This is a genomic window from Aquimarina sp. AU58 (genome assembly GCF_900312745.1).
Lineage (GTDB): Bacteria > Bacteroidota > Bacteroidia > Flavobacteriales > Flavobacteriaceae > Aquimarina > Aquimarina spinulae.
The window spans coordinates 1,499,190-1,520,218 of the sequence record NZ_OMPD01000014.1 but is presented as its reverse complement, the minus strand read 5'-3'; the positions used below and the strand labels follow the sequence as shown (position 1 = coordinate 1,520,218).

Genomic DNA, 21,029 nt, shown 5'->3' with positions numbered 1-21,029 from the left:
AAAATTATTCGCTTACTGGTGTTCCACTTACGGGTTTAGCCTTTGGAGTTACCATAGCTTTAATCTTAAGAATTTCTTTTCCAGCTTCAGTATTAGCAGTTATAGTAACTTGCTTAGTTTGCTGATTTGGTTTTCCGTTAGAGTTAAACTTCACCAACATCTCACCTGTTGCTCCTGGTGCAATTGGATCTTTTGGCCATTCTGGCACAGTACATCCACAACTACCTTTTGCACTTACGATTACCAAAGGTGCTTTACCTGTATTGGTAAATGCAAACTTATGCTCTACAACATCTCCTTCATTGATAGTTCCAAAATCGTGTTCTGTTGTAGTAAAAGTCATCACAGGAAAATCTGCGTTCTTTGCGTCTCGATCTGCTGCTATTTCTACATTTTCTTCTTTAACTTTTTCTGCGGCATTGTCTTTACAAGACATAACTGTCATCGCAAAAACTCCGGCTAAAATTAAGATTCCTTTTTTCATTACTTGGGTTTTTTAATTATTTGAGGGTTAAAAATACTATTTTTTCTAAAATATTACATTAATCCACGACCTACTTTGTTTAATTTACCGTTTTCCTGGTACTCTTTAGAGATTTTATCTAAAATTCCATTGATAAAAATACTACTTTTAGGTGTACTATATTCTTTTGCTATTTCTAAATATTCGTTAATTGTTACTTTTACCGGTATTGAAGGGAACTTTACAAACTCGCAAATGGCCATTTTTATGATCGCTTTATCCAATTCTGCAATACGGTCTTGATCCCAGTTTGGTGTTTTACCATCAATTTCTTTTGTAAACTCTACACCATTAAGTGTTGTTTTTCTAAAAATATCGGTTGCAAATTTCTTATCCTCTATATCCTTGTATAGCTTAGGTAATGTCATTTGCTCATTATGAGATGATTTAACTTTTCTAAGCATTTTGATAATCGAAGTATTTACCAGTGGTAAATCATCAACCCACGTTAGCTTTTTATCTTCGATATATTCATAAAGTTTATCATTGGGAGCTACGATTTCTTTGAAAATATCGAGTATAAAATCTTTATCTTCTCTAAAAGAGCTAAGTTTAGTACTCATGTAATCTGTATACAGCTCACTTTCTTTAATCTCTTTCCATAATATAGCCACATACTCATCATCTAATTCCCAACAATTCAATTTTTTCTTTTCAATTTCTGTTTTGAGTTGAATATTTTTCTCTAGCAATAACAGAACTTCGTTATTGATAAATTTGGTATTAGGGTTTTTTTCTTCGGAGGTAGCAAGGTATTTTTTTTGGCTTTTTGCCAAAAAATCTTCTGCATGTTTTTTAATCTCTACCAGAAGCTGAAGATTTATAATAAACAATTCATACATCTGATCAATACTATAAAGAAGAAATTTCTCTTCTTTACCAAGATTGTCACTTTGCGTCTGCTCCATCGAATAGAGAGACTGCATTACTTTTACTCTAATATGTCTTCTGGTTAACATAGAAAATTACAAAGAACTTTATATTAAAAAAGGGCAAAAGTATGTTTTCACTTTTGCCCTGCAAAAATACTATTATTTTTAATCGTACCTACCTTAAAACTTCTTTTTTTATGAGGTATGATTACATTTCTTTTTTTCGTGCTGCAATTCTATCTTCTGCTATACTAATTGCCGCTGCATTTGTAGTCACGTTGGTTGCTTTTGCTTTGTTTAAAATATCTAAAGTAGTATCATAAATCTTCTCGGTTTTGGCTATAATTTGATCTCTGCCATACCCTTCGATCTCTGCATATACATTGATAATACCTCCTGCATTAATCAAAAAATCTGGAGCATACACGATTCCTTTCTTTTGTAATAAAGGACCATGAATATTTTCGTTAGCTAATTGATTATTTGCCGCTCCAGCAATCACTTTTACTTTTAATTTATCAATTGTTTTATCATTAACAGTTGCGCCAAGAGCACAAGGAGCATAAATATCTGCAGTTTCTGCATATAGATCATCTCCTCTATAAATATCAACACCATACTTAGTACTTACTGCTTCGAGTCTTTCTTGGTTAATATCACTAATGATTACTTTTGCTCCTTCTTCAGAGGTTAAACGCACCAATTCTTCTCCTACATGTCCAATTCCCTGAACCAAAATTCGTTTTCCTTCTAATGCATCATTTCCATAGGCAAATTTACTAGCTGCTTTCATTCCCATATACACACCATAAGCTGTAACCGGAGAAGGGTTGCCTGCTCCTCCTTTTGATTCGGATATTCCTGTTACATAAGGGGTGACTTCTCTTACGGTATCCATATCAGAAGTTTCCATACCTACATCTTCTGCAGTATAATACTTACCACCTAATGTATGTACAAATTTACCAAAGCGTTTCATTAGCTCTGGTGTTTTTATTTTTTTAGGATCTCCGATAATTACTGCTTTTCCTCCTCCAAGATTTAAACCTGTGATAGCAGCTTTATAGGTCATTCCTCGTGATAACCTCAATACATCATTAAGTGCATCCCACTCTGTTGCATAGTCATACATTCTAGTCCCACCTAAAGCAGGTCCTAAAATTGTGTTATGTACACCAATTATTGCCTTCAATCCTGTATCTTTGTCCTGACAAAAAACAACTTGTTCGTGATTATCAAAAGATAGTTGACCAAATACTGGAGCCTCTTTTTTAAGTTGATTTGCAGTAAACACTTCGGTTATCATGTTATAAAATTTTTAAATATTACAATTATATTATACTCAAAATAAGGGTGCTAAAATAGCATATTTTTATCAATTTGAAATTTAACACTGTTAAACTTTACGGATTTATTAATAAATCCGTTTTTAAATATTAATCTTTTATGCGCGCATTACGCCATTTGAACAAATACTTTTTAAAATATAAATACCGACTTATTATTGGGTTGGTAATTACCATAATCGCAAGAGTTTTTGCTACAATAGTTCCTACATTAGTTGGTGACTCTGTAGATGTTGTAGAACAATATATTAATAAAGATATTACTGATATTGCCGAGGTAAAAAGTGGGCTTATCATAAATATTCTTCTTATTGCAGGAGCATTACTTATTTCGGCATTATTTACTTTTTTAATGCGTCAAACTTTTATTGTAGTTTCTCGATTTATTGAGTTTGATCTTAAAAATGAGGTTTTTCAACATTATGAAAAACTATCTCTTAATTTTTATAAGAAAAACAGAACAGGTGATCTTATGAATCGCATTAGCGAAGATGTATCTCGAGTTAGAATGTATGTTGGTCCCGCAATTATGTATAGTGTAAACACTATTACTCTATTTGTTGTGGTGATAGGATATATGATTAGTATAGCTCCTGAGCTTACTTTATATACTGTTACTCCTTTACCCATATTATCGGTTTCTATTTATAAATTAAGTGTTGCGATTCATAAACGTAGTACTGTAGTGCAAGAGTTTTTATCTAAACTAACCACTTTTACTCAAGAATCTTTTAGTGGTATTTCTGTAATCAAAGCATACGGTCTGGAATCTCCCACCCAGAAAAATTTTACCGAATTATCTGATAAGAGTAAGGATAAGAATCTTGATCTGGCCAAAGTGCAAGCATTGTTTTTCCCCCTAATGGTTTTACTGATCGGTTTTAGTAATATTCTAGTCATTTATATTGGAGGAAAGCAATTTATCGATGGTACGATACAAGATCTAGGCGTAATTGTAGAATTTATCATTTTTGTTAATATGCTTACCTGGCCTGTAGCCACAGTTGGATGGGTTAGTTCTATCGTTCAGCAAGCAGAAGCCTCTCAGGTAAGAATTAATGAATTTCTAAGTCAAGAGCCAGAGATCACTAATACGGTAACTCAAAAAACACCAATTACTGGAAATATTAATTTTGACAACGTTTCTTTTACCTATGATGATACTAATATCACTGCCCTTAAAAATATTAGTTTTGAGGTTAAAAATGGAGAAACAATAGGTATTATAGGAAAAACCGGTTCTGGAAAATCAACAATATTAGATTTAATAGGCAGGCTATATGATGTTTCGTCTGGCGAAATACGAATAGATGGAGTTCCTTTAAAAAACCTCAATTTAACTGACTTAAGAGAGAGTATTGGTTATGTCCCTCAGGATGCATTTTTATTTAGTGACAGTATACAAAATAATATAAAATTTGGTAATGAGAATGCGACAGATGATCAAGTATATGAAGCTGCCAAAAATGCAGTAGTACATAAAAACATAATAGGTTTTAGTAAAGGGTATGATACCGTTTTAGGGGAGCGCGGTATCACATTATCCGGAGGTCAAAAACAGCGTGTTTCTATAGCAAGAGCAATACTTAAAAATCCACCTGTACTCCTTTTTGACGATTGTTTATCTGCTGTAGATACTGAAACAGAAGAAGAAATCCTTAACAATCTTCACAAAATTTCTAAGAATAAGACAACTTTTATCGTAAGTCATAGGGTATCTACTGCAAAAAATGCAAATAAAATTATGGTCTTAGAAGATGGCAAAATAATCCAGCAAGGCTCTCATAATCAACTAATAAGCACCGAAGGATATTATAAAGATCTCTATTTAAAACAACTTAGTGAAAAAGAAATTTGAGTTTTTTTTGTGAGGTTAACAATTTTTTTGGATTTTTGAAACCATCATAACATATTAATTAATTAATAAATACGGATTATGAGTGATAATGAAATGATGGATAAAGAAGAAATTTTCTCAAAAGTTTTACGAGCAGGAAGAAGAACATATTTCTTTGACGTAAGAGCTACAAAAGCAGGAGATTATTATCTAACAATAACAGAAAGTAAAAAGTTTACCAATGATGATGGATCTTTTCACTATAAGAAACATAAGATCTACCTTTACAAAGAAGATTTTGTTGGTTTTTCAGAGATCTTAAATGAAATGACTCACTTCATTGTCGATGAAAAAGGAGAAGAAGTAATAAGTGAACGTCACCAGAAAGACTTTCAGAAATCATACGAAAAAGATGGAGTTGAAAATAAAGTTGCTGAAGAAGTTTCTGCATCAACAGAAAGCTTTACAGACGTAAGTTTTGACGATATCTAGACAATAATACGACTTTAAGTTAAAGTTATGTAAACCGCTTCATTCACTGAAGCGGTTTTTTTTATATTCACCCATCAAAAATAATTACAAAAAAATAAAACGTATGAAACATATTTTTACTATTTTTTTTGCACTACTAAATTTTGTCTCTTTTTCTCAAGATGATTTATCTTTAGCGTATTACCTCCCAAAAAATGTTACATACAATCCTGATATTCCTACTCCGCAAAGTGTACTTGGTTATGTCCCGGGAAAATGGCATGTAACCCATGACAAACTTGTAAATTACATGCAGGCTCTTGCCAAAACATCTTCAAGAATAACAATTGAAGATAGAGGAAAAACTTTTGAAGATCGCCCGATACTATTACTTACGATAACCTCAGAAAAAAATCATCAAAACCTTCAGGAAATACAAAAAAAGCATGTAGAACTTACCCAAAATGGTTCTAATTCAATACATATAGAAGACCTACCGGCAATTGTATATCAAGGATTTTCTATTCATGGTAACGAACCTAGCGGTTCTAATGCATCATTAGTTGCTGCATACCACCTTGCTGCTGCTCAGGGGAAAGAAATAGATAATCTTTTAGACAATGTTGTTATCTTATTCGATCCCTCATTTAATCCTGATGGTTTACAACGTTTTGCTTATTGGGCTAATACCAATAAAAGTAAAAACATTAGTACAGATCCTCAAGATCGAGAATACAGTGAAGTGTGGCCTGGAGGAAGAACAAATCATTATTGGTTTGATATGAATCGTGATTGGTTACCCGTACAATTACCAGAATCCAGAGCTCGCATCAAGACTTTTCATAAATGGTACCCCAATATTCTTACCGATCATCATGAAATGGGATCTAATAGTACTTTCTTTTTTCAACCCGGAATTCAATCACGAACGCATCCTTTAACCCCTAAATTAAATCAGGAACTCACCAAAAAAATTGGTAATTATCATGCTAAAGCCTTAGATAATATTGGCTCACTATATTATACCGAAGAGAATTTCGACGACTTCTATTATGGTAAAGGATCTACTTTCCCAGATATTAATGGAAGTATTGGCATTTTATTTGAACAAGGTAGTTCGCGTGGTCACGCCCAGCTAACCGATAATGGGCTACTTACCTTTCCTTTTACAATAAGAAATCAATTTACCGCAACACTTTCTACATTAGAAGCTGCAAAATCAATGCGTAAAGAGTTATTAGAATATAAACGAAGCTTCTACAACAACGCAAGAAAAGAAGTAACTAAAGATGCTTATATTTTTGGCAACCAAAAAGATGCAGCTTCATCTTACCATCTTGCCGAAATCCTTAAAAGACATCAAGTCAAATTATATGAGCTTAAACAAGATGTAACCATTCAAGGTAATTTTTTCAAAAAAGAGTATAGCTATATTGTTCCTAAGAACCAGAGACAAAAAAGACTATTAAAAGCTATTTTTGAAAAAAGAACAACATTTCAAGATAGTCTCTTTTATGATGTTTCTGCATGGACATTTCCTTTGGCCTTTAATTTGGATTATTCTGAAAACGCAGCTATTTCTAATATAGGTAGCGAAATATCAAACCTCACGTATCGAAAGACCAAGTCTGTTAGCAAAAGTAATTATGCATACTTAATACAATGGCATGAGTATTACACTCCAAAGGCCTTATATCAAATTCTAACTAATGGATTACGAGCCAAAGTTGGAATGAAGCCTTTCTCATTAGAAAACAAAGATTATGACTATGGTACAATTTTAATTCCTGTTCAAAATCAAAAATTAAATAAAGAAGAGCTACATAAATTATTACAAAAAATAGCTACCGAGAATCATATTGATATCACTAGTGTTTCTACAGGTCTTACCAAGGGAATAGACCTTGGAAGTAATCAATTTCGCGCTTTATCACTCCCAAGAATAGGTTTGTTTACAGGTGGTGAGATCACACCTTATGATGCTGGAGAAATCTGGCATTTAATGGATCAACGTTATGATATTCCTATCACAAAATTAGAAACAGGTAATTTTAATAAACATACGTTATCAAAGTATACACATATTATATTGCCAAATAGCCGGAGACCGTCTTTTGACAAAGAAAAAGCAGAAAAATTAAAGACATGGGTTCGTAACGGCGGAACACTAATTGGATATAGAAATGCTGCCCAGTTTTTTAAGAATAATGAATTCATGAAAATCGAATTTGCTACTCCAAAAAATGATGCAAAAAACATATCCTTTGAACAAAAACAAGATTTTAATGGTGCACAAGTAATTGGTGGAGCTATTTTTGAAGCCGAAATAGATCGTTCTCATCCTATTAATTTTGGATATAAAAATGATAAGATTTCACTATTTAGAAATACAAAATTATTTATTAAACCAGACAAGCAGAGCTACAGCAATCCAATTCGATATACAAAAAAACCATTGTTAAGTGGATATATTAGTAAAAAGAATTTGGATTCCCTGTCAGGAACAATTCCTTTTAAGCATAATGATTTTGGAAAAGGAAATATAATCTTGTTTACCGACAACACTAATTTTAGAGCTTTCTGGTATGGGACGAATAAATTACTAATGAATGCTATTTTCTTTAGTGATGAAATGTAAAAAATATTAAGTAAACTACTCATCTTGATTTTTTTTACACCGTAGCTTATACCCTATAAAAAGGGTATCATTAAGAATTAAAAGCCTTATGTTTTTACAAACAGAAAAAATCAAGATGAGTTCAATGTTTAAAATTGTAAATTACAGTTGTAACTAAGGTCTGTTTTTGTAGACTTATATTGTATAATATTGTAATTTTGGAACCTTTCAAAAAAGAAAATCATGGCTCGTACTCCGTCTAATATGTTACCCCTTGGTACTATTGCACCCGATTTTACACTTGTAGACTCTATTACCAATGACAAGTATTCTCTTAACGATATAAAAGGTGAAAAAGGAACTGTGGTTATGTTTATCTGTAATCATTGTCCTTTTGTGATCCATGTTAACGAAGAAATAGTACGTATCGCTAATGACTATCGGGTTCAGGGATTTGGTTTTGTAGCTATTAGCAGTAATGATATCGAAAAATATCCTCAGGACGCCCCTAAAGAAATGTGGAAAACTGCTCAAAAAAACAACTATACATTCCCATATTTATTTGATGAAACTCAGGATATTGCTAAAATATATGATGCTGCCTGCACTCCTGATTTTTACTTATTTGATTCAGAGTCAAAACTTATTTATCGAGGACAACTAGATGATTCTCGACCTGGAAACGGAATTCCTGTAAATGGCCGCGATCTTCGTCAGGCACTTGATGCAGTACTTCGCAATGCCAAAGTTTCTGAAGAACAAAAACCAAGTATTGGTTGTAATATTAAGTGGAAAGAATAGATTTAACATAGAAAAATTGCTACAATATCGTAGTTTCAAGATATGCAAGAAGTAGTTTTCAAAAAATGCTCTGCTAATGATAGTAATGAATTGATTAAAATAAGCCAACAATTCTACCCCGAGCATTATTCCCATATTTGGAAAAATAATGACCCCAGCTATTATGTAAATCTAAGTTTTAATCAAAAAGCTTTTGAAGAAGATTTTAAAACAGATACCATTGTTTATTTTTTAATTCAAAAAGCAAACACATCTTTAGGGTTATTAAAAATAAAAAAGCAGGAAGCTATCAAAGGATTTGATACTTCTATAACATTACAGCTAGAAAAAATATATCTTTTAAAATCAGCTACAGGTCTAGGCATCGGTAAAAAGGGAATTGAGTTTGTTAAAAATTATGCTATTAATCTAGGTAAGAAAATAGTTTGGCTAGATGTAATGAGTACCAGTCCTGCACTACCCTTTTATAAAAAAATGGGATTTGATACTGTTTCTTTTCATAACCTGGAATATCCTGGTCTAAAAGATGAACATAGAGAGATGCAAAGAATGGTATTATCTCTTTAAATTAGAGTTGAGCAATAATTTGCAAATGTGCAAAATGATGATTACCATGCCATGCATAGATACCAATATCTTCGCCCAATGAAATTAAGATATCTCCTTCTGGATGTATAAACTCTTTTTCGAGATCATGAGCAGATAAACCTTTTAAGAAGTATACCCATTTAGCATGTAAAGCTTTTATCAAATCTAATGACAAATGAACTGGTGCAGACTTGGTATCAAATAATTCGGCCCATGATTGTTGATCATAGGCCTTTATTATGGGTTTATTTTCTGTTAATGCCCACTTAAATCGAATATACCCATTATGATGACTATCATGAATATGATGTATTACCTGCCTGGCGGTCCACCCATCGGGACGATATTGTGTTTCTAATTGTTGTTCACTAAATGTGGAAACCAGATTTGATAATTTCGTCGGTAACTCTTCTACATCATATATCCATCTTTCGACGTGATCCGAAGTTATAATTTTTGGACATTCAAATTTTCCTATAGGATATCTTAAATCCATAGTTTAAAAAATCATTCTACTTTAGCATAAACAAATTCTTCTTTAGAAAAAAGATCTGTTAGTGTAAGCATATTATCGTTTAAATCATTGATTTTATATCTATAAATACGATCATCCATTGGGAAAAAACAAACCAATATTTCTTTATCTTCTATTCTTGTTTTCAAACGATTTGCGAATTTACCATTGTAAAAATTAAATCGTATTGTTCCTTCAAAAATCAAATAATCATCTGTATTCTGAATAAAAAGCCATTTTCCCTGTAACGCTTCATATGTATCTCTGTTATAGAATTTGTTATCCAATAGTGCTTTCATCTTATACGCATATTTGATAAACTCTTCTTCGGGTTCCATATCATCCAAAGGTTGGCCGATTTCTTTTTTTTCTAGCTCTTCATCATTCTTAAAATAATGCTTCGACTCATACTTAGTAAAAGCACTAGAATAGTCCATAATTCGTTGACCATTCTCGTTTTTTGTTTCTAAATAAGGTCGTTGTTTGTAGTTTACATGAATAAGTTGGTCATTCCAAAAATAAAATACAGTTACAACATCTGCTGTTCTGGTACCAACTTTTCTCACAATCTTTTTGAGGCGTTCATGCTCATAATATCCATTTAGTTCTGCGCCATGATCAGCCATCTTATCAAGAAACTCTTCTGGGTCTAAGAAAAAAGTTTCAAATTCTATATAACCATCTATCATCTCTATTTGATCATTGATGTTTACTAGAATACCTGCCTTTTCCTGGCCGAGAGCAAGATGAATGTTACACAGAATCAAAAAAGTAATAAGTCCTTGTTTCATATCTAGGGGGGGTATGCAATTTGGGTTAAAATATAAATAAAAGAGGATTTAAACCTCCTAATACATTTTTTTAACAAAATGATTTTAAAAAAATCGCAATGTTAAAAATAATAAAAAATCATGTTAAAAAAAATACAATTCATTAAAAATAAAGCTTTTAATATAAAAAAACACTAAGGATGTAATAATTTATACCTTCATTATTCTCTTATTATTATCAAATCATAAATATGAAGGATTTATTTTTATGTACCAGATAAAAACAAGTAATAAAAAAGTCCCTGTGTTAGGGACTTTTTTAAATTTTGTATGTAATGAACTAAAGTTATTTTACTTCTACCAACTCAACATCAAAAATAAGTGTTGCATTAGGTGGAATAACTCCTCCGGCACCTCGGTCTCCATATCCAAGGTATGGCGGAATCACAAATCTTGCTTTATCTCCTACTTGTAACAGTGCAATCCCTTCATCCCATCCAGAAATTACCTGTCCCATTCCTAACGGAAAGTCAATAGGCTGATTACGTTTATATGAAGAATCAAATACTGTGCCATCAGTTAGACTTCCTTTGTAATGCACAGAAACAGTCTTTCCTTTTTCTGCTTTTACTCCATCTCCTTTTTGAATAATCTTATACCGTAAACCGCTATCGGTTTTTTCAAACCCTGCAGCAATTTCTTCTAATAAATCTTCAGCTTTTTTTCTGGCCGCAGCTTCTCTTTCTGCTTTAGCTCCATTAAAACTTCTAAAAGTTTCAACAGCATTAAAACTTTCGGCTTCTGCTCCTACCCTCTGTATCTCTACAGATTCGATTTCATCACCTTGCTCTATTGTATTTACAACTTCTAATCCTTCTACTACTTTACCAAAAACAGTATGCTTTCCATCTAACCAAGATGTTTCTACATGAGTAATAAAAAACTGGCTTCCGTTTGTTCCTGGGCCAGCATTAGCCATAGATAATACTCCTGGGCCATCATGCTTTAAATCTGAGTGAATCTCATCATCAAATTGATATCCTGGTCCACCTGCTCCAGTTCCTTGAGGATCTCCTCCCTGAATCATAAAATCTGCAATCACTCTATGAAATTTTAAACCATTATAATATGGTTTTCCTTGAGGAATAGCCTGATTATCTATATTACCTTCTGCCAGGCCAACAAAATTACCTACTGTTCCTGGTGTTTTTTTATATTCTAGATTTACTAATATACTTCCTTTTGAAGTATTAAGTTTTGCGTATAATCCGTCTTGCATGACAGTCTTTTTATTTAAGTTTAAACAAGTTGCAAAGATAGGAAATTGTAGGTGGTTTATTATAACATTTTGTGTTCTTAAAAAGCAAATGGCATTAAGTTTTAGAAAAATTAATGAATTAGTACGGTTCTAACAATATTCTTAGCTTAAATTTAAATGAATATTTATAATCATAATCTCGGATCATCCTGAATAACGTCAATATTTTTGAACACAACGACACATTTAATCAGAATATAGTATAAAAACAAGGTAACATTTTACATTATTACTACATTATATAGTAAACACATTTAGTAACCATATCTGTATCCCCCTATATCTATTAAACAAAACCAAAAACGGAATATCAAGTTAATAACACGCTCTAAGTCTAAGAACAATTCAAAGTAACAAATCAATAAAAAAACCTTTTCTTTTGACGCAAAACCATATTTTTTTAAAAGAAAGTTCCAGCACCTCCAAAATACTAGTTCATATTGGGAATGAGTACATTGCAGTGGATATAAATGACATTATTAAATGTGAGGCAGATGGCAACTATAGTCTTTTTACAGCATCCAACAAATCAACTTATTTAGTTTCGAAATCTTTAAAATACTATGAAGGCTTATTATCCAAAAAAGGATTCTTTAGAGCAAATAGATCAACATTGATTAATATTAACCAAATTCACTCTATATACAAAAAAGAGGCTATCACTCTGAGTAATAAAGAAAGAATAGTTGTTTCTATACGTAATAAACCAAAGTTAATAGAATTAATAAAAAGGCTTTCATAAATTGATGTAGAATAATTTTTTCGCATATATAGAGCGCTTTAAGTTATTTTCTAAAACACTCGATATCGAAAACTTAAGCCAGAATCTTAATCAAATAACTGAAAATAAAAAGACTGCCTAAATATTTTCAGACAGTCTCTTATCAAGTAATTAATCCTTTCTTACTTAATCACTTTCACTATTACAAAATAAAGTAACAGGATAGAGGTTCTATTATGCGCAAGGGTCAACAGACATACAACCTGCAGGAACTCCGGGAATACCTATACAATAAGAAAGTTCTAAAGTAGGAACAGTAGGACGAGAATCTCTACCACCAATTATTTTTGAACTATTCAATTTAGAAATCGTTTTTTTGTTTAAATTTAAATTAGATAACTTCTTTTTTTTCATGATTAAAAATTTTAATTGTTATTAAATAAATAAGTATTCTTCATAAATACTTTTACTTGCTTTCTACTTATCAAAAATGGTATGGATCTATTTTAAGATACCAGACATACCATGAGCTAAACTGAGATTATAGCTTTGCATACCTGAGATTTTATCTACTATCCGACAGCTTTTTAATTCCGTTTTCATCTTTTATTGATAAGCACTACAGGTGTCTCAATAATTCCAACAAGAAATCAATATAGTGAGATTTTATTTTTTTTTTTGATTTTGTATTTTTTAACTGTTTCTCTAATTTATTTATACTATTCAAAATTTAGCATATCGTTTAAAAAGAGTTAATACCTCAATGCTTTAATTTTTCAGACACAATAGATGATTTAATTTATTTCTCACAAACTGATTACACTTATATCGTATAAAAAATAAAATCTTATATAAATATATGGTTAGTAAATAAAAATCAAATTAACATATTGGTGAGTGTAGTAGATTAATTGATAAACGCTAACAAAATTAGTTTTAACGATTCATTTAAATTTTGAAATAAGTGTTTTTCAGTCAGTCTTCGAGAGTTTTTATAAATAAACTGATTTTGGAGTAAGGCAGTAAAAAAGGCTTTGGAGTTCCTCCAAAGCCTTTTTCTATATTGTATATCATATTCTAATTCGCTACATCACTAATAAATTTAATACGATATAGACGTAATTCTTCATCATCATAATCTCCATCAAATTCTTCTATTGCTGTATCTATTTTGTCATTTTCGGCTTCAATAAAATATTCATGAATCTCTTCTTGCTGGTCTTCATCAAGAATTTCATCTATCCAATACCCAATATTAAGTTTAGTACCACTATAGACAATAGCTTCCATTTCTTTTATAAAAGCAGTCATATCCATCCCTTTTGCAGCAGCTATATCATCCAAAGGTAGTTTTCTATCTACATTTTGTATGATATATAATTTTAGGCCACTATTCGCTCCTGTACTCTTTACTACAAAGTCATCGGGTCGCATAATATCATTTTCTTCTACATATTCTGCAATAAGCGCTACAAACGCAGGGCCATATTTTTTAGCTTTACCTTCACCTACACCATGAACATTTGCTAATTCTTCTACAGTAACAGGGTATTTAAGTGCCATATCATCTATAGAAGGATCCTGAAATACTACAAATGGAGGAACTCCTAGCTTTTTGGATACTGTTTTTCTTAAATTTCGCAGCATTCCGACTAACTTCTCATCACTACCTCCTTTAGCTCCAGACTTTGCTGCAGTTATTATAGAATCATCGGTAGTTTGATTATATATATGATCCTCGGTCATCATAAAACTTATCGGGTTATCGATAAATTTTTTTCCTTCTGCAGTAATCCTAATCACTCCATAAGTTTCGATATCTTTACGCAAATATCCTTTCACCAACACCTGGCGTGCAAGAGCCATCCAATATTTGTCATCTCTTGCTTTACCACTTCCAAAGAAATCTTGTTGATGTGTTCTATGCGAAATGATCAAGGCATTGCTTTTACCAATAAGTGTATTAACCAGATCTTTAGATTTATATATCTCTCCAGTTTTACTAACGACTTCAAGCAGTAACTTTACTTCATCTTTGGCTTCGTGCTTTTTCTTTGGGTTACGTACATTGTCATCCATATCAGCACCATCACCATTTACATCATCAAACTCTTCACCAAAATAATGTAATATAAATTTACGTCTGGATATAGAGGTTTCTGCAAATGCTACTATTTCTTGTAACAAAGCGTGGCCTATCTCCTGTTCGGCAACAGGTTTACCACTCATAAATTTTTCTAACTTTTCTATATCTTTATATGCATAGTATGCCAAGCAATGTCCTTCTCCTCCATCTCTACCGGCACGTCCAGTTTCCTGGTAATAACTCTCTATACTTTTAGGCATATCATGATGGATCACAAAGCGCACATCGGGTTTATCGATTCCCATTCCGAAAGCAATGGTAGCAACTACCACTTCTACATCTTCCATCAAAAACATATCCTGATGTTTAGCTCTGGTCTTAGCGTCTAATCCTGCATGATAAGGAACAGCTTTTACGCCATTAACTTCTAAAGTCTGCGCCAGCTCTTCTACTCTTTTTCTACTAAGACAATATATAATCCCACTTTTACCACTATTTTGTTTCACAAAACGGGTTATATCTGCATCTACATTTTTTGTTTTAGGGCGTATTTCATAAAACAGATTAGGGCGATTAAATGATGCTTTAAATGTTTTAGCATCACTCATCCCTAAATTTTTAAGAATATCTTCCTGTACTTTTGGAGTTGCAGTTGCGGTAAGTCCTATAATAGGAATATCTTCTCCAATTCTTTTTATAATATTACGTAGATTTCTGTATTCGGGTCTAAAATCATGCCCCCATTCACTAATACAATGCGCTTCGTCTACTGCTAAAAAAGAAATTTTCTGAGATTTTAAAAAATCTACATATTCTTCTTTAGTAAGTGATTCTGGTGCAACATACAATAGCTTGGTAACCCCATTAATTATATCTTCTTTTACCCTTTTTACTTCGGATTTATTAAGAGATGAATTAAGTACATGGGCAATACCCTCTACTGATGAAATACTTCGAATAGCATCCACTTGATTTTTCATTAATGCGATCAGGGGTGAAACCACAATAGCGGTCCCTTTACACATTAAAGCGGGCAGTTGATAACATAGGGATTTACCCCCGCCTGTAGGCATGATTACAAATGTATTTTGTTTTTCCAAAACACTCTGTATTACCTTTTCCTGTAGTCCTCTAAATTGACTAAAGCCAAAATGTTTTTTTAAAGCACTTTGCAAGTCAGTTTCATTCAAACTCATTAAATCATTTAACTTTTATATACCAATTAAATAAAGATTCACTAACACTAAATCTATTTCCCCAAATACAGACTTAGTGGATGTTTCGTTTTTAATTTTAGTATGCCAAAGATAAACAAAGCATAAATTAATACGCTTTTTTTTATCACTATTTAAAATTAATAAGGTATTGTATACCTTTGCGTAAATTAAAGATAGTAAAATCTTTATTTATAACACGAAAATTTTTTAAATTTTGAACACCCAGGACACTATAATTTCATATGCTAAAAAAACTGTTGCCGAGGAAGCTCGTGCAATTGCCCACTTAGAAGAGCTCATTGATAAAGAATTTTCTGATGCTGTAGAAACGATACATAACTCAAAAGGTAGAGTTATTATCACTGGTATAGGTAAAAGCGCTATTATTGCCACCAAAATTGTTGCTACAATGAATTCTACAGGTACTCCTGCAGTTTTTATGCATGCTGCCGATGCCATTCATGGTGATTTAGGAAATATTCTCGAAGATGATATCGTTATTTGTATTTCTAAAAGTGGTAATACTCCAGAAATAAAAGTTCTGGTTCCTTTGATTAAAAATTTCAAAAACCCTTTAATTGGTATTACAGCTAATAAAGAGTCTTTTTTAGGTCAGGAAGCTGATTACGTATTGCATGCCTATGTAGAAAAAGAAGCATGCCCAAATAATTTAGCCCCTACAACAAGTACCACTGCGCAACTAGTTATAGGAGATGCACTTGCAGTATGCTTATTACACCTACAAGGATTTTCTAGCAGGGATTTTGCCAAATATCATCCAGGGGGCGCATTGGGGAAAAAATTATATCTTCGAGTAAGTGATATTACATCTCAAAATGAAAAACCCGAAGTATCTCCAGAATCTAATATAAATAGTGTAATTGTTGAAATGACAGAAAAAAGACTAGGAGCCACAGCGGTTACAGAAAACGGGACTATCCTTGGTATTATAACAGATGGAGATTTGCGTAGAATGCTAACAAAAGGGGCTTCTTCTTTCGAAGGTTTGATCGCTAAAGATATTATGTCTCCTAATCCCAAACGTATTGATAATGATGCTATGGCAGTTGATGCTCTTGAAAAATTAGAGGAGAACTCAATAACTCAATTATTAGCAGAAAAAGATGGTAAATATGTGGGACTGCTACACATTCATGATTTAATGAGAGAAGGTATTTTATAATGGCTGACAACACTACTCAAAAAAACCCTCAGTCTATGTCTTTTCTAGATCATCTAGAAGAGCTACGCTGGCATTTAATTAGAGCTACTGTTGCAGTACTCATTGCCGGAATCATAGCTTTTATATCAAAAGAATTTATCTTTGACGTCTTGATTTTTGGTCCAAAAAAACCAGATTTCCCTACCTATAATGGTCTCTGTAATTTATCTAAACTTCTAGGTTTAGATGAAAGTTTATGCTTTAAAGAATTACCTTTCAGTGTACAAAGCAGAAAAGTAGCCGGTCAATTCTCTGTTCACATCTGGACCTCTATAACAGCAGGTTTCATTGCAGCATTTCCATATGTACTATATGAATTCTGGAGATTTATTTCTCCAGCATTATATGATAAAGAGAAAAAGAATTCTAAAGGATTTATTATTATCTGTTCTTGTTTATTTTTTCTGGGAGTACTTTTTGGATACTACGTGATCACCCCATTATCCATTAATTTCTTAGGAGGATATCAAGTGAGTAAAGAGGTGCTTAACGAATTTGATATTGATAGCTATATAGCACTGGTAAGAGCTTCAGTAATAGCTTGTGGTCTAATATTCGAACTTCCTGTTATTATGTTTTTCCTTACCAAAGTAGGGTTAGTTACTCCTGAGTTCTTAAGGAAATACAGAAAATTTGCTTTAGTAATTGTATTAATACTTTCTGCCGTAATTACACCACCTGATATTGCTAGTCAGGTTATTGTTGCTATTCCGGTTTTAATATTATACGAGGTAAGTATTTTTATATCTAAAGCTGTTATAAAAAAAGAAAAGAAAAAATTACAAAAACAATCTAAATGAGTGATATAGTTGACGAATTCAACAGCTACAGAGAGAAAATGAATTCTCGTATTCTGGAGGACAATAATAAAATAATTAAGAGAATCTTTAACCTGGATACCAATGCCTATATGGAAGGTGCTCTAAATGTAAAAACAAAAGAATTATTAGGGTTAGTAGCTTCTGTAGTATTGCGCTGTGACGATTGTGTACGCTATCATCTTGAAACCTGTCATAAAGAAGGGTTAACCAAAGAAGAAGTAGTCGAATCTCTTAGTATTGCTACCCTGGTAGGAGGTACTATCGTTATCCCTCATTTACGTCGCGCTTATGAGTTTTGGGACGCACTTGAAGCAAAAGCTTCTTAAGTATATAGTAGTTAAAAAGAATAATGTAAATTTACCAGCTCATTTTAGCAACACCCCCGATATAAAGAAGTCATTCTGATATGAAGTTAAAAGCAGATAATCTTGTAAAATCATATAAAGGTAGAAAAGTAGTAAAAGGAATCTCTCTGGAAGTGAATCAGGGAGAAATTGTTGGGCTTCTGGGACCAAATGGTGCCGGTAAAACAACCTCCTTTTATATGATTGTTGGTTTGGTAAAGCCTAATGGAGGAAAAATTACGTTAGACAATACCGATATTACCAAATATCCAATGTATAAACGTGCCCAAAATGGTATTGGTTATTTGGCTCAGGAAGCTTCTGTCTTTAGAAAATTAAGTATCGAAGATAATATCTTAAGTGTACTTCAGCTCACCAAGCTTTCTAAAAAAGAGCAATTGCATAAAATGGAAGCACTTATCGAAGAGTTTGGCTTAGGGCATATCCGTAAAAACCGTGGTGATCTCCTAAGTGGTGGTGAGCGCCGTCGTACAGAAATAGCAAGAGCACTGGCTACAGATCCCAATTTTATCCTTTTGGATGAACCCTTTGCCGGGGTAGATCCAGTAGCTGTAGAAGATATACAACGTATTGTTGCCCAATTAAAAGATAAAAACATCGGTATTCTGATTACGGATCATAACGTACAGGAAACTCTTGCTATAACAGATAGAACCTATTTGATGTTTGAAGGAAGTATTCTAAAAGCTGGTATTCCCGAAGAATTGGCCGAAGATGAAATGGTACGTAAAGTTTATCTGGGGCAAAATTTCGAGCTTAGAAAAAAGAAATTGAATTTTTAATAATAATACGAGTACTTGATTTTTAAGTCTTATCCTAAAAAATTGATCAAAAACTATTCTCCGATCCGCTTTTTTCTTTGAAAAATAAAGACATCAAAATATAAAGTAATATTACACAAGGTATTGCTATAAATTTTAAGAATAAAATTAAAATAATGGTAAGTATTATAAAAATATAACGAACCTTATTTTCTGCAAACCTCCAATTCTTAAACTTTAAAGCAAATAGAGGAATCTCGGCATTAAGTAAATAACAACTTAGTATAGTTAACCCTATCAAAAACCATTTATTAAGGATAATTTCTAAAATCCAGGGTTCTTGCTGAAACTTGAGTATTAATGGCAAACTAACAATTAATAATGTATTTGCTGGTGTGGGCAAACCAATAAATGAAGTAGTTTGACGAGTATCTATATTAAATTTAGCTAATCGATATGCGGAAGCCAAGGTTATTAACAAACCCAGCAAGGATACATAAGACATATCAAAACTCGCTAAAATCTGTTCAGAATTCCAAGAACCAGGGGTTACATAAAATGGTTTCCCAAAAACTTGAGATAACAATTGATACATCACAATACCAGGTGCAACCCCACTGGTAACCATATCTGCCAAAGAATCAAGTTGCAACCCCAATTCACTCTTAACATCTAATATTCTGGCTGCAAAACCATCAAAAAAGTCAAACCCTATACCTAGCATTACAAACAATGCAGTAAATTCTAATTGCCCCAAAACAGCAAAAATAACAGCAATACATCCGCAAAAAAGGTTGAGAAGTGTAATGAAGTTTGGAATTTGTCTTTTAATAAACATGAAGTCTGATTTTGTGTAAAAATAGTAAACTAAATGGATACTTTATCTGATAATAGTTTCTAACCAAAAAAGAATCATTCTAGCAATCACAAATCGTTGATTATAACATCAAATTCTGTCATAGTATCCTAACCCCTGATTAAATATATTTGGAATTTAGTACATCGAAAAAAACTAAATGAGTTCATGATTATTTATCACAAAAAAGCACCGATATCTTTATAAAAAACATCAGTGCTTATGCGTTTAACTTTTTTGACAAGAAAAAAGATAATTAGTCTTCTCTATTAACTATTAATCATTTATATATTACAATATTTTATATATTGCTCAAATACCATACAAAGACCCAGTTCGCCATTTCCCTCGTTACAACAGCCCATTGATCCAGGGCAATCCTGATGAGAATAGCATTCTGGGTGCCCTCCTCCTCCATTAATTTGTTTTTGTTGCGTTTTGGTTAAAACTTTACCCAAGTTTAAAATGTGATTTTTCATGATACAGGTTTTAAGATTATTTTTTACGACAACCATTTTAAGACACTCATCGTTTGTGTCTATCCTTTATAAAAGAATATTATTGCTAATACAAATAACATAAAAGCCATAAAAAGCATTTTATACTTTCATATTTTGAATGAAACAATCAATTGTTTTCTTCCAAATCCGTAATAAAAAAGAGTAAACCCACTATTAATAATACTATATATCAAAATGGATTCTAGTCCTCAGTTTATCCAAAGTTAGGCTGAGGGGTTGGGGTAATAAAACACAACTAATATAATATATCTTATTGAAAAAAAGTAATTTATATTTACGTATAACTTTTTATCAGGCACTTAGAAAAACTTTAGTACGTTTTTAAAAAAGCTGAGTTCCTTTTTAGTAAAAAGCAACTCAGCCAGGTTATCAATACCCTACAGTAATATGAACTCTAAAACAATGATTGTTTACTTGCAGACATATATGTAGAATTAATTTTACATGCTACCTCCCTTCAGGATCATGCATACATACATCTGTACATATTGCTCCTATAAAAATATAACAAGGATCTCCTAGAGTACATAAATACGAGGCAATACCTCCATTAATTGATTTTTGTTCTGCTTTACTTAAAGTTTTCCCTAAGTTTAAAATTGATTTTTTCATGATATAAGTTTTAATATTATTTTTTACGACAACTGTTTTAAGACACTTACAATTTGTATCTATTCTTTACCAAAAGAATATTTTTATAATACAAAAGCTTTAAAAAACACTTTATATTTTCATATATAGAATGAAATAATAGTACACCAATTATTTTCTTCCAAGCCCGTAATAAAAAAGAGTAAATCCA

General features: G+C 32.1%; 21 protein-coding genes. 10 read left to right on the top strand and 11 right to left on the bottom strand.

What is annotated here, in order from left to right; all coding sequences use genetic code 11:
* Positions 1 to 4 precede the first annotated feature (4 nt).
* From DK441_RS17935 to DK441_RS17925, 3 genes are all read right to left on the bottom strand, one after another.
* Positions 5 to 484 (bottom strand): DUF1573 domain-containing protein, encoded by a 480-nt coding sequence (locus DK441_RS17935; protein ID WP_109851904.1) that lies wholly within the window; start codon positions 482 to 484, stop codon positions 5 to 7.
* A 53-nt stretch (positions 485 to 537) separates the two neighbouring features.
* Positions 538 to 1,449: a transcription antitermination factor NusB gene (gene nusB / locus DK441_RS17930; RefSeq protein ID WP_109853556.1), complete on the bottom strand. Its 912-nt coding sequence runs from the start codon at positions 1,447 to 1,449 to the stop codon at positions 538 to 540.
* 154 nt (positions 1,450 to 1,603) lie between these two features.
* Positions 1,604 to 2,701 (bottom strand): Glu/Leu/Phe/Val dehydrogenase, encoded by a 1,098-nt coding sequence (locus DK441_RS17925; RefSeq protein WP_109851903.1) that lies wholly within the window; start codon positions 2,699 to 2,701, stop codon positions 1,604 to 1,606.
* A 140-nt stretch (positions 2,702 to 2,841) separates the two neighbouring features.
* Here DK441_RS17925 and DK441_RS17920 point away from each other — a divergent pair, with 140 nt between their 5' ends.
* The 5 genes from DK441_RS17920 (at position 2,842) to DK441_RS17900 (ending at position 9,034) form a co-directional block, all read left to right on the top strand.
* Positions 2,842 to 4,599, top strand: a complete 1,758-nt coding sequence (locus tag DK441_RS17920) for an ABC transporter ATP-binding protein (RefSeq protein WP_109851902.1) — start codon at positions 2,842 to 2,844, stop codon at positions 4,597 to 4,599.
* A gap of 78 nt (positions 4,600 to 4,677) precedes the next feature.
* Complete coding sequence (locus tag DK441_RS17915) at positions 4,678 to 5,070, top strand: PUR family DNA/RNA-binding protein (protein WP_109851901.1); 393 nt, start codon at positions 4,678 to 4,680, stop codon at positions 5,068 to 5,070.
* A 103-nt stretch (positions 5,071 to 5,173) separates the two neighbouring features.
* Complete coding sequence (locus DK441_RS17910; protein ID WP_109851900.1) at positions 5,174 to 7,687, top strand: M14 family zinc carboxypeptidase; 2,514 nt, start codon at positions 5,174 to 5,176, stop codon at positions 7,685 to 7,687.
* A gap of 222 nt (positions 7,688 to 7,909) precedes the next feature.
* Positions 7,910 to 8,467, top strand: coding sequence for a thioredoxin family protein (locus tag DK441_RS17905; protein WP_074408158.1), 558 nt, complete (start codon positions 7,910 to 7,912; stop codon positions 8,465 to 8,467).
* A 42-nt stretch (positions 8,468 to 8,509) separates the two neighbouring features.
* Positions 8,510 to 9,034, top strand: a complete 525-nt coding sequence (locus DK441_RS17900; protein WP_109851899.1) for a GNAT family N-acetyltransferase — start codon at positions 8,510 to 8,512, stop codon at positions 9,032 to 9,034.
* Position 9,035: 1 nt separating this feature from the next.
* Here the strand turns inward: DK441_RS17900 and DK441_RS17895 are convergent, their stop codons facing one another.
* The 3 genes from DK441_RS17895 to DK441_RS17885 all read right to left on the bottom strand — a co-directional run bounded on the left by DK441_RS17895 (position 9,036) and on the right by DK441_RS17885 (position 11,618).
* Positions 9,036 to 9,551 carry a YfiT family bacillithiol transferase gene (locus DK441_RS17895; protein ID WP_109851898.1) on the bottom strand — a complete coding sequence of 172 codons (516 nt, stop codon included), beginning with the start codon at positions 9,549 to 9,551 and terminating at the stop codon, positions 9,036 to 9,038.
* 11 nt (positions 9,552 to 9,562) lie between these two features.
* Positions 9,563 to 10,360 (bottom strand): hypothetical protein, encoded by a 798-nt coding sequence (locus tag DK441_RS17890; RefSeq protein ID WP_109851897.1) that lies wholly within the window; start codon positions 10,358 to 10,360, stop codon positions 9,563 to 9,565.
* Positions 10,361 to 10,685: 325 nt separating this feature from the next.
* A complete protein-coding gene (locus tag DK441_RS17885) occupies positions 10,686 to 11,618 on the bottom strand; it encodes a peptidylprolyl isomerase (RefSeq protein WP_109851896.1) in 933 nt (310 codons plus the stop codon).
* A 418-nt stretch (positions 11,619 to 12,036) separates the two neighbouring features.
* Between DK441_RS17885 and DK441_RS17880 the strand changes: the two genes are divergently transcribed.
* The gene (locus DK441_RS17880) at positions 12,037 to 12,399 is read left to right on the top strand and encodes a LytTR family DNA-binding domain-containing protein (protein ID WP_160112157.1); all 363 of its coding nucleotides are present in this window, start codon (positions 12,037 to 12,039) and stop codon (positions 12,397 to 12,399) included.
* A gap of 213 nt (positions 12,400 to 12,612) precedes the next feature.
* On the opposite strand, the gene DK441_RS17875 is transcribed toward DK441_RS17880, so the two are convergent.
* Positions 12,613 to 12,792 (bottom strand): class I lanthipeptide, encoded by a 180-nt coding sequence (locus tag DK441_RS17875; protein ID WP_074408164.1) that lies wholly within the window; start codon positions 12,790 to 12,792, stop codon positions 12,613 to 12,615.
* A gap of 663 nt (positions 12,793 to 13,455) precedes the next feature.
* The gene (locus DK441_RS17870; RefSeq protein ID WP_109851894.1) at positions 13,456 to 15,660 is read right to left on the bottom strand and encodes an ATP-dependent DNA helicase RecQ; all 2,205 of its coding nucleotides are present in this window, start codon (positions 15,658 to 15,660) and stop codon (positions 13,456 to 13,458) included.
* Positions 15,661 to 15,895: 235 nt separating this feature from the next.
* On the opposite strand from DK441_RS17870, the gene DK441_RS17865 reads away from it, so the two are divergent.
* The 4 genes from DK441_RS17865 (at position 15,896) to lptB (ending at position 18,871) form a co-directional block, all read left to right on the top strand.
* Positions 15,896 to 16,864, top strand: coding sequence for an SIS domain-containing protein (locus DK441_RS17865; protein ID WP_109851893.1), 969 nt, complete (start codon positions 15,896 to 15,898; stop codon positions 16,862 to 16,864).
* A 35-nt stretch (positions 16,865 to 16,899) separates the two neighbouring features.
* A complete protein-coding gene (gene tatC / locus DK441_RS17860) occupies positions 16,900 to 17,703 on the top strand; it encodes a twin-arginine translocase subunit TatC (RefSeq protein ID WP_235015787.1) in 804 nt (267 codons plus the stop codon).
* A complete protein-coding gene (locus tag DK441_RS17855; protein WP_025665997.1) occupies positions 17,700 to 18,050 on the top strand; it encodes a carboxymuconolactone decarboxylase family protein in 351 nt (116 codons plus the stop codon). Before tatC ends, DK441_RS17855 begins: the two co-directional genes overlap by 4 nt.
* 80 nt (positions 18,051 to 18,130) lie before the next feature.
* Positions 18,131 to 18,871 (top strand): LPS export ABC transporter ATP-binding protein, encoded by a 741-nt coding sequence (gene lptB, locus DK441_RS17850; RefSeq protein WP_074408168.1) that lies wholly within the window; start codon positions 18,131 to 18,133, stop codon positions 18,869 to 18,871.
* Positions 18,872 to 18,917: 46 nt separating this feature from the next.
* Here the strand turns inward: lptB and DK441_RS17845 are convergent, their stop codons facing one another.
* The 3 genes from DK441_RS17845 to DK441_RS26695 form a co-directional block, all read right to left on the bottom strand.
* Positions 18,918 to 19,688, bottom strand: a complete 771-nt coding sequence (locus DK441_RS17845; protein WP_109851891.1) for a phosphatidylcholine/phosphatidylserine synthase — start codon at positions 19,686 to 19,688, stop codon at positions 18,918 to 18,920.
* 302 nt (positions 19,689 to 19,990) lie between these two features.
* Positions 19,991 to 20,185, bottom strand: a complete 195-nt coding sequence (locus tag DK441_RS17840) for a hypothetical protein (protein WP_160112156.1) — start codon at positions 20,183 to 20,185, stop codon at positions 19,991 to 19,993.
* A gap of 489 nt (positions 20,186 to 20,674) precedes the next feature.
* Positions 20,675 to 20,839, bottom strand: coding sequence for a hypothetical protein (locus DK441_RS26695; protein ID WP_160112155.1), 165 nt, complete (start codon positions 20,837 to 20,839; stop codon positions 20,675 to 20,677).
* Between the last annotated feature and the right edge of the window lie 190 nt (positions 20,840 to 21,029).